Here is a 13843-nt window from a genome sequence, read left to right on the forward strand (position 1 = left end):
CCCGACCGACCCATCGTCCGACCCTCAGGAGATCCATGTCGATCACGTCCGCCCGGCGCCGCGGCGGCCTCTGTGCCGCGCTCACCGCCTCCGCTCTCGCCCTGACCGGGTGCTTCGCCGCACCCGGAACCCCGAGTGCCGACGGTGGTGAACGCATCAGGCTGGCCATGCTGCTGCCGCCGCGCTCCGGGCTCTCCCCGTTCAGCGACGACGCGTTCAAACTCTCGCGGTGGCGCACCGCCGAGACGCTGGTGGTGCTCGACGGCAACGGGGACGCGCAACCGGCGCTCGCGACCGGCTGGGCACGGGTGGACGACCGGACCTGGCGCTTCGACGTCCGCGAAGGCGTCCGTTTCCACGACGGCACCGAGTTGACCGCCGAGCACGTCGCGGGGGCGCTCACCGCCGGGACCCGGGCCTCGCCGAAGCCGCGCATCCTCGACGGGGTCGAGCTGACCGCGCACGCCGACGGGAACGCGGTCGTGGTCGCCACCGCGGACGTCGACCCCCTCGTCCCGCAGCGGCTGTCCAGCCCGCAGCTGTCGATCCTCGCCCCCGCGGCCTACGGCGCCGACGGTGTGGTGAACCCGGTGCGGGCGGGCACCGGGCCCTTCGTTCTCACCACGGTGAACGGTACGTCGGGCGCCACCCTCGACCGGTTCGACGGCTACTGGGGCGACCCGGCCGCCGCGAGCGGCATCGACGTCGACTTCGTGCCCGACGGCACGGCGCGGGCGGCCGCGCTGCGCACCGGCACCGCCGACGTCGTCGAGGCGATCCCGGTCAGCCAGGTCGAGGTGCTCGACGACGCGCTCGTGCACGAGGTCCCGATGCCCCGGACCAACACGCTGTACCTGAACACCAGGCGGGGCCCGTTCGCCGACCCGGCGGTGCGTGCGGCGGCCCGGGAGGCGATCGACCGCGCGGCGCTCGCGCAGCAGGTCTACGAGGGCCGGGCCGACGAGGCACAGGGACTCCTGGGCCCGGCACTGCCGTGGGCGGCCGCGGGCCGCTCGGACGCCGCGTACGCCGCCGCGCTGGCCCGCCGGGCGCAGTCGGCCCCGGTCCAGGGCGTGCCGATCACGCTCGGCACCTTCACCGACCGGGCCGAGCTGCCCGAGGTCGCGGTGCTGCTCGAACAGCAGTTGGAGGCCGCGGGGTTCGTCGTGACGCAGGACGTGCGGCAGTACTCCTTCATCGAGTCCGACGCCCTCGCCGGGGCGTTCGATGCGTTCATCCTGTCCCGCGCCACCGTGCTCGACTCCGGTGACCCGGTCGCCTACATGTTCAGCGACTTCGCCTGCGCGGGGTCGTTCAACATCGCCCAGCTGTGCGACCCGGCCGTCGACGCCGCGTTGCAGCAGGCGGCGACGATCGAGGCCGGACCGCAGCGCCGGGCGGCGGTCATGCGAGCCGAGGCCGCCGTGCTCGCCACCGACGCGGCCGTCCCGATGCTGCACGAGCGGGTGATCCAGGGCGAGGCGGCGCGGGTCGCGGGCGTCGCGCGCGATCCCCGCGAGCGGGAGCTGATCACCTCGGCGTCCGCCGTGTCCGATGAGCCGCGGTGAGGGACCGCTGAGCACGGCGGGTTCGCTGGTCGCCGGGACGAGCCGGGCCCTGACGGTCGGCGCCGTGGTGTTCCTGATCGGGATCCTGCCCTGGCTGTCCGGACGGTCCCCGGAGCTGACGATCCTGCGGGCGCGCTCGGCGGAGCAGGAGGCCACCCCCGAGGCTCTGGCCTCGATCCGGGAGCAGCTCGGCCTCGACGCCGGCCCGCTGACGCTGTTCGGGCGGTGGCTGGCCGGCCTGCTGACCGGGGATCCGGGCACGTCCTGGATCTCCGGTCGGCCGGTGCTGCCCGACGTGCTGGCTGCGCTCGGGGTCTCGCTGACCCTGATGGTGTTCGCGGTGGCCGTCGCCGCGGTGGTGGCGGTGTTGCTCGCGCTGCCTGCGGTGGTGCGCGGGCTGCGGGGCACCGCGGGTCCGACGTCCGGGCCGTGGGCGGCGGCGTTCACCGCGCTCCCGGAGTTCCTGCTGGCGTCGATGTTGCTGGTGATCGGCGCGATCGGGTCGGGGCTGTTCCCGCCCTACGGCTGGCAGGGGGCACAGCACGCCGTGCTACCGGCACTCGCCCTCGGACTCCCGGCGGGCGGGCTGATCGGCCGGCTGCTGGCCGACGCCCTGTCCGTCACCTTCACCGAGCAGTGGCTGGCCACCTGGCAGGTCGCCGGCTTCACCCGCGCCCGGATCGTGGTCGCGGTCGCCCGGCGGACGCTGCCGGCGCTGATGCCCCAGGTCGGCCTCGTCGTCGTCGGACTCACCGGCGGGGCGGTCGCGGTCGAGCAGGTCTTCGCGATCCCCGGTCTCGGCCGCGCCACCCTGAGCGCGGCCGCGGCGCAGGACCTGCCGGCCCTGCAGGCGGGGGTGCTCGCTCTGCTCGGCATCGCCGTGACCGCCGGGGCCGCAGCCGGGCTGGTCCGGCGCCTTCTGCTGGGCCGCGCGCTGCGGTCCGGCAGCATCCCGGTCCCGGCGCCACCGGTCCCGGTCGGCCGGCGGCAGTGGGTCGTCCCGATCGGGGCGGGCGTGGTGCTGGCGCTGGTGGTCACGGCCGGCCTGCTCCGGGACCCCTTCGCCTCCGCGCACGACAGGCTGGCCGAACCGGGCTGGGCGTTGCCGTTCGGGGCCGACGCCAGCGGGCGGGACCTGCTGGCCCGGGTCGGGCACGGCGCGCTGCTCACCGTCGGCACGGCGCTGGCCGTGGTGCTGATCAGCCTGATCGTCGGTGTCCTGGTCGGACTGCTCCCACGGCTGTCCATCGGGCCGGTCGAGGTCACCAATGCCGCCCCGCCGGTGATCGCGGGCATGGTCGTCGCCGCCGTCGTCGGACCGTCCGTCGGCGGCGCCGCGATCGCGGTGACGATCGTGAGCTGGGCCCCGCTCGCCGCGCACACCGCGGCACTCGCCCTGGAGACGCGCGCCCAGCCGCACGTACGGATCCTGCCCGTCCTCGGGGTGGGGCCGGCCCGGCTGCTGCTCCGTCACGTCCTGCCGGCCGTCGTCGGCCCGGTCTTCCGGCACGCGGTGCTGCGGTTGCCCGGTGTCGCCCTGGCCCTGGCCGCGCTGGGCTTCCTCGGGCTGGGACCGCAGCCTCCGAGCCCGGAGTGGGGGCTGTTGCTGGCCGAGGGCCTGGCCTACGTCGAGCGGGCGCCGTGGGCGGTCCTCGCACCGACCGGGGTGCTGGTGCTGACCTCGGTTCTCGCGGTCTCCCTGTCCAGTGTGTCCGGCTCGACCGGCGGGTGGCGTCGCGGTGGTCACCGCGCCGCCTACCCGCCGGTCGTACCGGAGGCCGAACCGGCCCGCTGACCCCACCCCGGGCACGCCCCGCTACTGCCGCAGCGTCTCCCGGTGGCGGGACGAGCCCTGAGAGCCCCTCACCCGGCGAGCTCCAGCACGCGGGCGCCGGCGCGCGCCACCAGCACCGAGTTGACCACGTCGGTCCGGGGGTGCACCTCGAGTGCGACCTCCAGGCCCGGCAGATCGTCCGGGCCGACCCGGGGGTAGAGCAACGTGCGCAGACCGGCGGCCGAGCGGGCCAGGACCGGCGTGCCCGGGGTCAGTGCAGTGCCCAGCCACCGGCTGATCTCGGCCTTGGCCGGAGCGTCGGCGCCGACCAGCGCGGCGAGCACCACAGCATCCGCCTCCCGGCACGCCGCTGCGACGGCCTCGCGGCCCGCTGGGTCCTCGAGGTCTGCGTGCACGCTGCTGATCCGGTCACCCAGACCGAGCGTCCGCATCAGCTCCGTGCCCAGGCTGAGACTCTCCGCATCCCGATCCACGTGGACGACATGCGCGCCGTGATCAGCGGCGAGCACCATGCCGGTGAGCGGCAGTGGCCCGGCACCGAGCACGACCACCCGGGACGGCACCGGCTCCCCCACGGCCGCGAGTGCCCCGAGCTCGAGCCGCACCAGGTCCTGGTAGTTGGCCAGGTAGGGGAAGGCGCGTAGCGCGACCTGTGGGTCACGGGCCGCCACGATGCGCGTCGCCCAATGGCGTTCCAGCTCACACTCACCGGCCGCGCACAGGGCGCGCAGTGACGGGGCGTGCTCGACGACCTGCCGCAGGACCTCGCCTTCTACCGGCGGTGGTGTCCGGCAGCACAGCTCGACCAGCTCCGAGAAGGCAGCGTTGACCTGCGCGGACGGCTGGAGGTCGGTCGCTGCGAGCCGTTCCCGCAGCTCGTGGAGCCGTCTGGCGACGGCCAGGGCGGCGGGACTGGTGGTGGAGATGACGGTTGTACTCACACACGCACCATAATGGAAATAATTTTCATTACTGGGCGATGTGACCGCGACAGGTGGGGCCGTCCAGCCGAACGGCGACCGGGGCCCACAGGTTCAGGCCGACGGCACCGTCGTCGTCTCGGCCGGCGTCGGCTGTCGGACCACGCCTACCCGAGGGGACATCGTGGTGCTCGCGTCCGCGGGTCGATCGCACCACCAGCCAGCGACGCGCCCTGGGCGTCCGCGCGCCGCGGTCGACCACCTCACGAACGTGGCCCGCGGGCGGCTGCGGCGGTCAGGCCACGTCGGCAACCGCGGCACTCACCGCATTCGGGCCGTCGTACTCCCGGTCGGGGATACGCCGCAGCGCATCGAGCACCTGCTGGTCGGCGCCCTGCTGCTCGGCATGCCGAACGAGCTCGTCCCTCCTCGCGGGATAGTCCATCCCGCGCAGGAACTTCTGCAGCTGTATCGGGTTGACCGCCATCGTGGGCCTCCATCCCTCGGTCCATCAGTCCCCTGCCGTCCGGCCCCACCCACCGAGAAGGCCGAGCCGACTCGGAGCGGCCGGACGGCTTCTGCCGCGGGCCACCCGCAGCCGGAGGTCTGTCGCCGTCCCACGCTGCCGCTGCCGGCGGCCCGCGCGCTTCGGCCCACCCGCCGGAATCCCGGGCGACGACTCCATCCGCCAGGGCAAGGGAGGTGGGCGCGACACCGGACTCACGGCGGGCTGGCGCCGTCCGCGCAGCACCACGTAGACGACCGCCACCCGATGAACAGCGTCAACGATGCCCGATCGCGGACGGCCATCGGCTGCCTCTTCGAGATGTGAACGCGATGCGTCCTCGTCGGAGCAGGGGCCACGTCGCGGCAGCTGCTTTCGCCACCGCCCCGCGTTGAGGTCGTCGGGAACGAAGGTCCGCTGCGGAGACGATCACGGGTGGGGACGGTCGTGGGCACGACATGGCCGGCGTGATGAGCGAAGAACCAGCTCGACCTCACCGGCGCCCCGGCTACAGCTACGCCTTCAGCGCGACCGGTCAGTGGCGCAGCGTCCGGGCGGAATCAGGTCTCGATGGGACCGCCATCACCGCCTTGACCTGCCCGGTCTCCCACGACAACGGCGCCGACAGCAGCGCCCCGTCCACCGGCAGCACCAGCATCCACGCCCGCACCCGGCCCAACCGGCCCCGCGCACCGGCGTTTCCGTCGGGCGCCGGGAGTTCGGGCCTGCCGCAACCCGCGACTCGGTCCTCGCGGTGCCGACACCGGTGCGGGCCGCGCATGCCCGTACGTTCCTGAAGTGGCGCCGGGCCGCCCGCCTGGGTGTCGGCTTCGACTTCAGGATCGTCAGCATCATGTGCGGTCCCCGCGTGTAGTTACTGATCGGTTGCCACGGGCAGTAGCTCAACCAAGGCCCGCAAGGACTTCCAACGAGCGATTGCCACCCGATTTACGAAACGGTACGTTTCGTACTGCATCAGAGCCGAGCTTCGGGGGAGCCGGGTGAGAAGTCTGATGCTGGCCCGAAACGTGTCGCTGCGTTCTCCTGTGCGCATGACACGAGACGGCTACTCGGGGTCGCCGGAGCGAGAAGTTGCCCCTCTCGACTACCGGCGGCCCTGAGTTCTGCCGTCATCAGACACACCACCCCCGGAATGTGCACGACGTAAGACTGCATCGGCTTCCGCGAAGAACCCCGATTACGAGCAGTGGCCGATTCTGCCGCACGTGCGTGTGCCTCGCCGGAAAGAAGAAGGGCAGTGCCCCGTCAGCGCGAGCTCCCCACACTGCGCCGACCCGAACGGCGCCGGCTCCCCGCCGACGCCCCAACAGAACTCTCAGGAGACGTAACCGTGCTCAAGAAAGCTGCAATCATCGTTGCCACGGCCGCCGCGAGCCTGCTCGCGCTGAGCCCGCTCGCCTTCGCCGGAGAGGATCACCAGGAAGGCGACGACGTCACGCAGATCAACTCGATCGAGCAGGACCACTCCCAGGAGGCCCTGGTCAACACCGGCGGCAGCACCGGCGACACCAACACCAACACCGCGACGCAGGAGTGCGGCAACGGCACCACCAACTCGCCCTCCGTCACGCTGCCCACGCCGCCCGCTCCCGTCGCTCCGGTGGTCGCCCCGGCCGACGCCCTGCTCGGCGTTCTTGCTCCGGCTCCGGTCTCGGGCAGCGCCGACGCGAGCTCCGAGGTCAATTGTGACCAGACCAGCAGCGCCGGTGATTCGTTCTCGCAGACGAACAGCAACGAGTGACTCCGCACTGAGGTGACGGAAAGGGCGCCGGATGCCATCCGGCGCCCTTTCTCGATCCGGATCACCGGACACGTGCACATGGGCTGCGCGTTGTCGTACGGATCGTTCATCGGCCGTACCACGATGACCTGCGATGGGATCACCTGTCGGCGGTGTGCTACACAGTGCAACAACACGGGGCGCTCCACGCCCGTGGGCCGACGACAGGGGTGAACCATTTCCAGCCAGCCCCAAGGCCGCCCCGCGGGCGGCCGCCGCCGCAGTCCGCAGGCCCACGCTGCCATCCTCGACGCGACCCTGGGCCTCTTGGCGGAGGTTGGATACTCGCGCTTGACGGTCGAGGGGGTCGCGGCACGCGCCGGCGTGGGTAAGTCCACTGTCTATCGATGGTGGTCGTCGAAGGGCACCCTGGTGATCGAGGCCCTCCACTCCCGCCTGAACCACACGCCGGTCTCGATCACGAAGGACACCAGGGCCGATCTCCGCGCTGCCCTTCTGGCGACCTTCGAGAGCTTCGCCGACTCGGCGATCGGCGAGACGATCCCGGCCGTCGCGGTGGACCTTCTGCGCGATCCGGACGCAGCGGAACGACTGGAGTCCCTGCTGCAGCCCCCCCGCGACTCCGTTCGCGCGGTCATCGAGGCCGCAGCAGACAGCGGCGACCTGCCGGCCGACGTCGACGTCCGTCTCCTACAGGACCTCGTGGCGGGCACACTCCTCTATCGGAGATTGCTCCGCCGCACGTCACCGGATCCGGTCGTCGACCAACTCCTCGACCTGATCCTCGACGGCCGGGTTCCGCGCGCCGAACAGCCACAGGACTCGCCCCACGTCGAACCCGTGGCGGACACGCGCACCATCCGCGGTCACTTCGCCGGCCCCACGTAACCGGCGGCGCCGGCCCGCTGCCGTCAGACCGACAGGCGGGTCGCCTTCAGCGTCTCCGACGGGGTGACCCCGAACCTCTTCCGGTAGGCAAGTGCGAAGCGGCCCAGATGCGCAAAGCCCCAGCGGTAGGCCACCTCCGTCACGCTCACCCCGCTCGGCGACGATCGAACCAGTTCCTCGTGCGCGCAGCACAGACGTCGCTCGCGCAGATAAGCCCGCGGTGACGTGTCCAGGTAACGACGGAAGCCGTCCTCGAGCGAGCGAACGCTGATACCGGCCGCGCGGGCCAGATCCGGAACCGTCCAGGGATGATCGGGGCGCTCGTCGATCAGGTCCACCACCCCTCGCACCGCCCTCTCACGGGGCGTCAGTCCAGGCGTGTTCAGTGCGTCCGAGTAGTTGTGCTGTTGGCACAGCAGCAGCCCGGTGATGATCAACCGTTGGACTTCGGCCGCGAGAATCGGGTGCGCCGCGAGACCACCCGGCTGGCTCAACTCGTTGGCGAGGATCTGGAGCGCGCTGAGCCAACTCTGACCGGCGGGACCAGCCATGTTCATGGGGAACTCGAACTGCACGGCGTCGACGGCCGCGACATCCAGTCGTTCCACCAACTCCGCCTCGAGCACACCGCGATCGATCTTGAGACAGAGCTGGGTGCTACCGGCCGCCCACCGGTCGAGCACGGTGTGACCGACCGGACCGAAGACGGCCGCGGTCTCCGGCGTCGCGACGATCTCGTTCACGCCGCATCGCGAGACGACGTGCCCGGAGAGCGGGAGATTGACGTGGTAGGCCGTCCCGAGGTCTCCGCAGTCGAGGCTGATGTCGGAACCGTAGGTCAGACGACCGAGAGTGAGTGGCCCGAGATCGACAGTCGCCATCTCGAAGGTGAACTCCTTCGTCCGGTCCAGTTGCTGGAGTCGCAGCGGGTAGTACACCTCGCTCAACGACTCGCGCGCCTGCTCGAGATCGGCAGTGGTCACGGGGCTCCGCTGCTCAGCGCCTGTCGCGACGCTCGGCACGGGGCTTCGGGTCCTCACCGGTCGCAGCCTGCCGTGTCGATCAGCTGTCGACAAATGCTGGCAGCGGCCGACTACCCGGTCGGTCACGTCCCGGTCCGTGCGTCCCGACACTCCGCACGGGACACCTCATCAACAGCGCAGGAGAGCGGTCCGGTCTTTTGCTTCCGCACGTAACGGGTCCTGAGCGCGCCGGCGAGGCGAGCGTCCCGCTGCGTAAAGCCAGACCGGCCGTGCGGAGCCGGGCAGTCGAGCGTGAGCGCGGCCCGATCATCCACTTCCCGCAGCATTCTCCGGAGAAGGAACGAGAAGTGGATAGTTGTGCAACGCCCTGTGCTCCTAATATCCGAATCTCCCGACCTCCGGCGACGTCCACGGCCATGAAGAGCGAGATCTCCTTGAATGCGGTTCCGAACGGTTGTTTCGCGGACCCGTCGTCCTCGGACCACTGGGCACGACCACGCCGCGGGCACCAGCCACGAGCCCACAGGAGTGGTGTGACCGCCTCGCGTCCAGAAGTCCTCATGACGTTCCGACCGGTGCACATCACCGGCTGCGACGAGCCCGCAGCCGGCCTCCTGGTGTGCCGGCTCGTTCAGCCCGAGCCAGGGGCGGACGTCCGGCTCGGGTCCGACGGACGGTACGTCGCGTCGCGGGCGACCCGAGGGGACGGCACAGCAGGGCCCGGGCACGCGCAACTGAATACCGTGGCGATCGGACAGTAGAGGGCGGAAGGTTGAAGAACGCGGTCGGGCCGGTCCTCAAGATCTGGGGCGGCCGGGCAGAACTGGTTGTCTCGGCCATTCGCGACGACAATCCAGACGTTGCGGTGGACGTCATTGACTACGGCCGACACATCTGCGTACGAGCACCTGATTTCCTCCGGGTGACCAGAGCGACAATCGAATGGCACCTCGGGCGATCCTTCGAGATGAGTTCACTCGACTCGATAATGGTGTCGTTCGACGGCCAGATCACTGAATTCACGGACGAGATCACGTGGCATCACCCGACGGCGCCCTCCCCGCGGAACTGACAGGGCCGGCTTCACGCGTGGCCGGTTCAGCGCCGAACGCCGAAGAACATCCGAGGCGGCCGTGGTGCGGTGGTCCCGGAGCCAACGACCGGACGAGCAGGGCCGAGGCTCCTGGTCGCCGTGAGCAGCCACAACACGACGGTGGTCGAGTACCGGCGCGCCGACCGTGCGCCCTGCGTCCGACCGCCGGTCACCGGAGCCGGGACCGCGTGATGGGCGGGCCGGCCGACTGACACCTCTACTCGAGTGGGCAGAGGGTGCGAGTGTCACACAAATACGGGGAGGTCATTCGACGGCGACAGTTCCTCACGGCCGTTGTAGTCGCATCGCCCGATAACGTTCGCCGAGGATCACCACGGGCACACTTCAGTCCGCGACTGCGACGCTACGGAGCGTATCGACCTATGCCCGGGACGCTGCTCCAACCACACACCGTCCGCCCGGAGATCGACGACCGCTAGAATCGTCCGACACCAGGCTCGGTTGCTCCGTAATTGCATTGTGCTACATAGTGGACATCGCGGGCGGCATCAGGTCAGGACCGAACGACGGGGGCGGACAATTCGCAGCGAGGCTCAGGATCGCCGTGCGAGCGGCCGGCGCCGCAGTCCGCAGTCGCACGCTGCGATCCTCGACGCGACCCTTCAGCTGCTCGAGGAGGTCGGCTACCCACGGCTCACCATCGAGGGCGTCGCGGCGCGCGCCGGCGTGGGCAAGACCACCGTCTACCGCTGGTGGCCTTCGAAGAAGGCACTCGCGATCGAGGCGATCAACTCCCGGGTGGACGACGTTCCGATCACGGTCACAGGAGACCTCCAGCTCGATCTCCGCGCCGCTCTTCAGGCCATACTCGACAGCTACGCCGCTTCCCCGGTCGGCGAGACCATCCCTGCCGTCGCAGTGGACCTTCTCCGCGACCCCGAGGCACCAGAGCAGATGCAGGCACTGCTGCGATCGCACCGGGACCCGGTGCGCGTCATCCTCGAGAACGCCGCCGGTCGCGGCGACCTGCCAGCCGATGTCGACGCGCAACTACTGCAGGACATCTTCTCCGCCACCCTGCTGTACAGGTTCCTGGTCCGCCGCAGCTCGGCCGACCACGCGATCGACCAACTCCTCGCCCTCGTTCTCGAGGGCCGTGTCCCCCGCACCGCGCCTCAGGCACAACCGCAGGCCTGAGCTCCGCCGCCGACTCGCCTTTCGGTCAGGCCGCTCCGGATCCTCCCCGCCCGCCTCACGATCCCCACTCGCCGTCCGCGCTGGTGGCCACACGCCGTCCGCAGGCCGGCTGCGGGCATAGCGCGCCCACGCCCGATGAAACGATCCGCGGCGTATCGCCGATAGACCGAACGTAGGTCAACCGACACTCCAGATGGAGTAGCGCCATGCTCGTCAACGATTACACCCGATGACCGCCTCGGGACCCCCGCGTGCGCCCGTGCCTGCCGGCCCCGGCTGCGCCCCTGTGGGGATTACCGTCCGCCAGACGATCGGAGCATCGATGCCAGGGCCCCCTCAGCTCCGCGGCATCGGCTCCACCACCAGTGGCCGTTCATGCTGACGCTGCTGGCCGCAGGCCTGACCTGGCTGATCGTGAGCGTCGTCGGCGCCATCGTCCTCGGCGCTGTGGCGCGGATCAGGAATGCTCAGATCCCCACGCCCGATCGCGACGACACCGCGTACTCATTGCACGAACCCCAGGTGCCTCGCGGACAGCAACCGGCCGCTCGCGAGCGGTCAGTGAGCGACACCCCGGAGCTGGGCATCCCTGCCCCTCGCAGTGGTGAGACGACAGCCACCGGTGCTCGCCGCAACTGGACCGACACCGGCACCGACCAGGGGCCGCGGCACCCGGGGCGAGGCTCGCTGGACGGGTCATGACCGCGGCCACGCCACGCCCGGCGGTCGAGGACCGTGGCGGGGTCGACCCTTCCGGGAAGGTCGACGTGTGCGGGACCCCGGTCGGGCTACGAGCAATCGCGCTTCCTGATCGGGAGACGCGATCCCTGGCTCCCCGCCCGGCTCACCGCGGGATCGCGTCGAGGTAGAGCCAGCAGCCGCCTTCGCGCACGAAGCGGCTGCGTTCCCACAGCGTGCCGGGGCGCCCGTGGGCGCGGTAATGCGCGCGGAACTCCACGATGCCCTCGACCTCCAGCATCCTGCCGCCGGTCCGGCCGAGGATCTCCAGCTCGGTCCAGCGCTGCTCAGGGTCGAGGTCGAGGTGCTGTGGCCGCGTCGACGGGTGCCAGGTCTGCAGCAGGTACGCCCCGTCCCCGACCGCGAAGGCGCTGAACCGCGACCGCATCAGCAGCTCAGCCGTCGGTGCAGCCGACTCTCCGGCGTGGAAGCGGCCGCAACAGGTGTGGTAGGTCTGCAGGAGGCCACACGGGCAGGGGCGGGGTGTTCCGAGCGGGCTGCGCACGGCCACATTCTCCCCGCCGACGCGGACGAGATCCTCTCGCGGGAGTCGCCTCCGCTGAAACGTTCCGCGTTCACGCGAACCTTGAAGGATTTCGGTCGCGCCCCGAGCCGGAAAATTCGTCACTCGGAATCGCCCGGCCCGAAGCGGTCCCGGACGGCGTCTTGACGCCCCCTTAGTCTGATACTAGATTTCGGCCGAACGCTTATACCAGATATGGGTTCGAGTCTGCTGTGGTGCACGCGAACCCGTCGCCTCTGCGTCCCGATGGAGTGATCATGGCGATGACTGGAACCGCGGCCGACGAGGGCGTGACCACCACCGGGCTCCGGCCCGGGATCGTGACGGCGACGCTGGCCTCGGTGTTCGCGGAGGCCTACCGGCGGTTCGCGGACCTGCCTGCCGTGGTCGAGGGGCCCGGTGCGGTCTGTACCTATGCCGAGTTGGGCTCGCGTGCCCGGCGGCTGGCCGGGGGGCTGGCGGCCCTGGGCGTGCGTCCGGGCGACCGGGCGGTCGTGCTGACGAAGAACCGGCCCGAGAGCTTCGTGATCGATCATGCGCTGGCCGCGGGCGGCTTCGTGCGGGTGGCCCTCAGCTATCGGCTGCATCCGCGCGAGGTCGCGCAGATCGCCCGGGACTGCGGCCCGGCCGTGGCGTTCGTCGACGGTGAGCGCGAGCGCGAGGTGGCCGCGGCGCTGGCCGAGGCCGGCCTGGATGTCGCCGTCGTCGCGCTGGACGAGCCGCAGGGACCGGTCGCGGCCCGCTACGCCGAGTTGCTGGCCCATCCCGAGCTGGCGTCGCCGCGCGTCGACCCCGAGGATCTTGCCTGGCTGCCCTACACCTCGGGCACCACCGGGGAGCCCAAGGGGGTGATGCTCAGCCACCGCAGCCTGCTGGCCTGCGCGCGCAACCTGATGGTCGAGCTGCCCGCGATCGAGACCGACGACGTGGTGCTGCACGTGGCCCCGCTGACCCATCTGTCCGGGTACCTGGGCATCACCTACGCGATGCGGGGGGCCGCGCAGGTGAGCCTGCCGGAGTTCGATCCGGAGCGGACCCTGCAGGCGATCGGTGACCACGGCGCCACGGTGCTGCCGATGGTGCCGACGATGCTGAACATGATGCTGCCGGCGCTGGAATCGGGGCGGTGGCGCACCGACACGCTGCACACCGTGCTCTACGGCGGCTCGGCGATCGCGCCGGACCGGCTGACCCGCCTGGTCGCCTGCCTGGGCGAGGTGTTCGTGCAGGCCTACGGGCTGACCGAGATCCCGTTCCCGCTGGCCTCGCTGTCCAAGCAGGCGCACCGCTTCGACCCCGGGCAGCCGCCGCCGGCGCGGCTCGCCTCGGCCGGGCGGGTCAACCCGTTCGTGCAGGTGCGGCTGCGCACCCCGGCCGGCGCCGACGCGGCCGAGGGCGAGGAGGGCGAGATCCAGGCCCGCGGCGACACCACGATGCTGGGCTACTGGAACCGCCCCGAGGCGACCCGCGAGGTGCTGCTCGAGGACGGCTGGGCCGCCACCGGCGACGTCGGCCGCCTGCAGGACGGCTACCTGCACATCGTCGACCGCAAGAAGGACATGATCGTCTCGGGCGGGTTCAACATCTTCCCCGGCGAGATCGAGAACGCGATCTCGGCCCTGCCCGGCGTGAGCGAGGTCGCCGTGATCGGCGTCCCGGACCCGCGCTGGGGCGAGTCGGTCAAGGCGGTGGTGGCGGTCCTCGACGGTCACCAGGTCAGCGAGGCCGACATCGAGCAGGTGTGCCGGGACCGGATCGCCGGCTACAAGCGCCCCCGCTCGGTGGACTTCGTGCCCGCGCTGCCCAAGACCGGCTCGGGGAAGATCCAACGCCACGAGCTGCGCAAGCGCTACTGGAGCGACCAGGACCGGCGCGTCGGCGGCTGAGCCCCCGCCCCCGACCAGCCCCCG

The 13843-nt window shown here is 71.1% G+C and carries 13 protein-coding genes; 8 read left to right on the forward strand and 5 right to left on the reverse strand.

Translation table 11 applies throughout. The features are described 5' to 3' along the window. Nucleotides 1-35: 35 nt before the first annotated feature. Together HF519_RS18795 and HF519_RS18800 are read left to right on the forward strand one after the other, a co-directional pair. The gene (locus HF519_RS18795) at nucleotides 36-1568 is read left to right on the forward strand and encodes an ABC transporter substrate-binding protein (protein WP_169414281.1); all 1533 of its coding nucleotides are present in this window, start codon (nucleotides 36-38) and stop codon (nucleotides 1566-1568) included. After that, nucleotides 1555-3363 carry an ABC transporter permease subunit gene (locus tag HF519_RS18800; protein WP_169414282.1) on the forward strand — a complete coding sequence of 603 codons (1809 nt, stop codon included), beginning with the start codon at nucleotides 1555-1557 and terminating at the stop codon, nucleotides 3361-3363. Before HF519_RS18795 ends, HF519_RS18800 begins: the two co-directional genes overlap by 14 nt. A 68-nt stretch (nucleotides 3364-3431) precedes the next feature. Here the strand turns inward: HF519_RS18800 and HF519_RS18805 are convergent, their stop codons facing one another. The 3 genes from HF519_RS18805 to HF519_RS32465 all read right to left on the reverse strand — a co-directional run bounded on the left by HF519_RS18805 (nucleotide 3432) and on the right by HF519_RS32465 (nucleotide 5458). Beyond that, a complete protein-coding gene (locus HF519_RS18805) occupies nucleotides 3432-4304 on the reverse strand; it encodes a nicotianamine synthase family protein (RefSeq protein ID WP_169414283.1) in 873 nt (290 codons plus the stop codon). 274 nt (nucleotides 4305-4578) lie between these two features. Then, nucleotides 4579-4770 (reverse strand): DUF2795 domain-containing protein, encoded by a 192-nt coding sequence (locus HF519_RS18810; RefSeq protein ID WP_169414284.1) that lies wholly within the window; start codon nucleotides 4768-4770, stop codon nucleotides 4579-4581. Between the two features lie 553 nt (nucleotides 4771-5323). Continuing rightward, on the reverse strand, nucleotides 5324-5458 hold the full coding sequence (locus HF519_RS32465; protein ID WP_281358576.1) for a hypothetical protein: 135 nt from the start codon (nucleotides 5456-5458) through the stop codon (nucleotides 5324-5326). Between the two features lie 681 nt (nucleotides 5459-6139). Between HF519_RS32465 and HF519_RS18815 the strand changes: the two genes are divergently transcribed. Both HF519_RS18815 and HF519_RS18820 read left to right on the forward strand, forming a co-directional pair. Beyond that, nucleotides 6140-6550, forward strand: coding sequence for a hypothetical protein (locus HF519_RS18815; RefSeq protein ID WP_169414273.1), 411 nt, complete (start codon nucleotides 6140-6142; stop codon nucleotides 6548-6550). Between the two features lie 282 nt (nucleotides 6551-6832). After that, nucleotides 6833-7438: a TetR/AcrR family transcriptional regulator gene (locus HF519_RS18820; RefSeq protein WP_312860200.1), complete on the forward strand. Its 606-nt coding sequence runs from the start codon at nucleotides 6833-6835 to the stop codon at nucleotides 7436-7438. A gap of 23 nt (nucleotides 7439-7461) precedes the next feature. Here HF519_RS18820 and HF519_RS18825 read toward each other — a convergent pair whose 3' ends face one another. Continuing rightward, nucleotides 7462-8460 carry an AraC family transcriptional regulator gene (locus tag HF519_RS18825; RefSeq protein ID WP_169414285.1) on the reverse strand — a complete coding sequence of 333 codons (999 nt, stop codon included), beginning with the start codon at nucleotides 8458-8460 and terminating at the stop codon, nucleotides 7462-7464. A 733-nt stretch (nucleotides 8461-9193) separates the two neighbouring features. Between HF519_RS18825 and HF519_RS18830 the strand changes: the two genes are divergently transcribed. The 3 genes from HF519_RS18830 to HF519_RS18840 all read left to right on the forward strand — a co-directional run bounded on the left by HF519_RS18830 (nucleotide 9194) and on the right by HF519_RS18840 (nucleotide 11374). Beyond that, nucleotides 9194-9493 carry an MmoB/DmpM family protein gene (locus HF519_RS18830; protein ID WP_169414286.1) on the forward strand — a complete coding sequence of 100 codons (300 nt, stop codon included), beginning with the start codon at nucleotides 9194-9196 and terminating at the stop codon, nucleotides 9491-9493. Between the two features lie 501 nt (nucleotides 9494-9994). Next, a complete protein-coding gene (locus HF519_RS18835) occupies nucleotides 9995-10672 on the forward strand; it encodes a TetR/AcrR family transcriptional regulator (RefSeq protein WP_169414287.1) in 678 nt (225 codons plus the stop codon). A gap of 375 nt (nucleotides 10673-11047) precedes the next feature. After that, entirely contained in the window at nucleotides 11048-11374 is a 327-nt protein-coding gene (locus tag HF519_RS18840) for a hypothetical protein (RefSeq protein ID WP_169414288.1), read from the forward strand. 142 nt (nucleotides 11375-11516) lie between these two features. Here the strand turns inward: HF519_RS18840 and HF519_RS18845 are convergent, their stop codons facing one another. Beyond that, entirely contained in the window at nucleotides 11517-11915 is a 399-nt protein-coding gene (locus HF519_RS18845; RefSeq protein WP_169414289.1) for a YchJ family protein, read from the reverse strand. Between the two features lie 275 nt (nucleotides 11916-12190). On the opposite strand from HF519_RS18845, the gene HF519_RS18850 reads away from it, so the two are divergent. After that, a complete protein-coding gene (locus HF519_RS18850; protein WP_169414290.1) occupies nucleotides 12191-13819 on the forward strand; it encodes a class I adenylate-forming enzyme family protein in 1629 nt (542 codons plus the stop codon). The last annotated feature ends 24 nt before the right edge of the window (nucleotides 13820-13843 follow it).

The organism is Pseudonocardia bannensis (assembly GCF_012911875.1).
GTDB lineage: Bacteria > Actinomycetota > Actinomycetes > Mycobacteriales > Pseudonocardiaceae > Pseudonocardia > Pseudonocardia bannensis.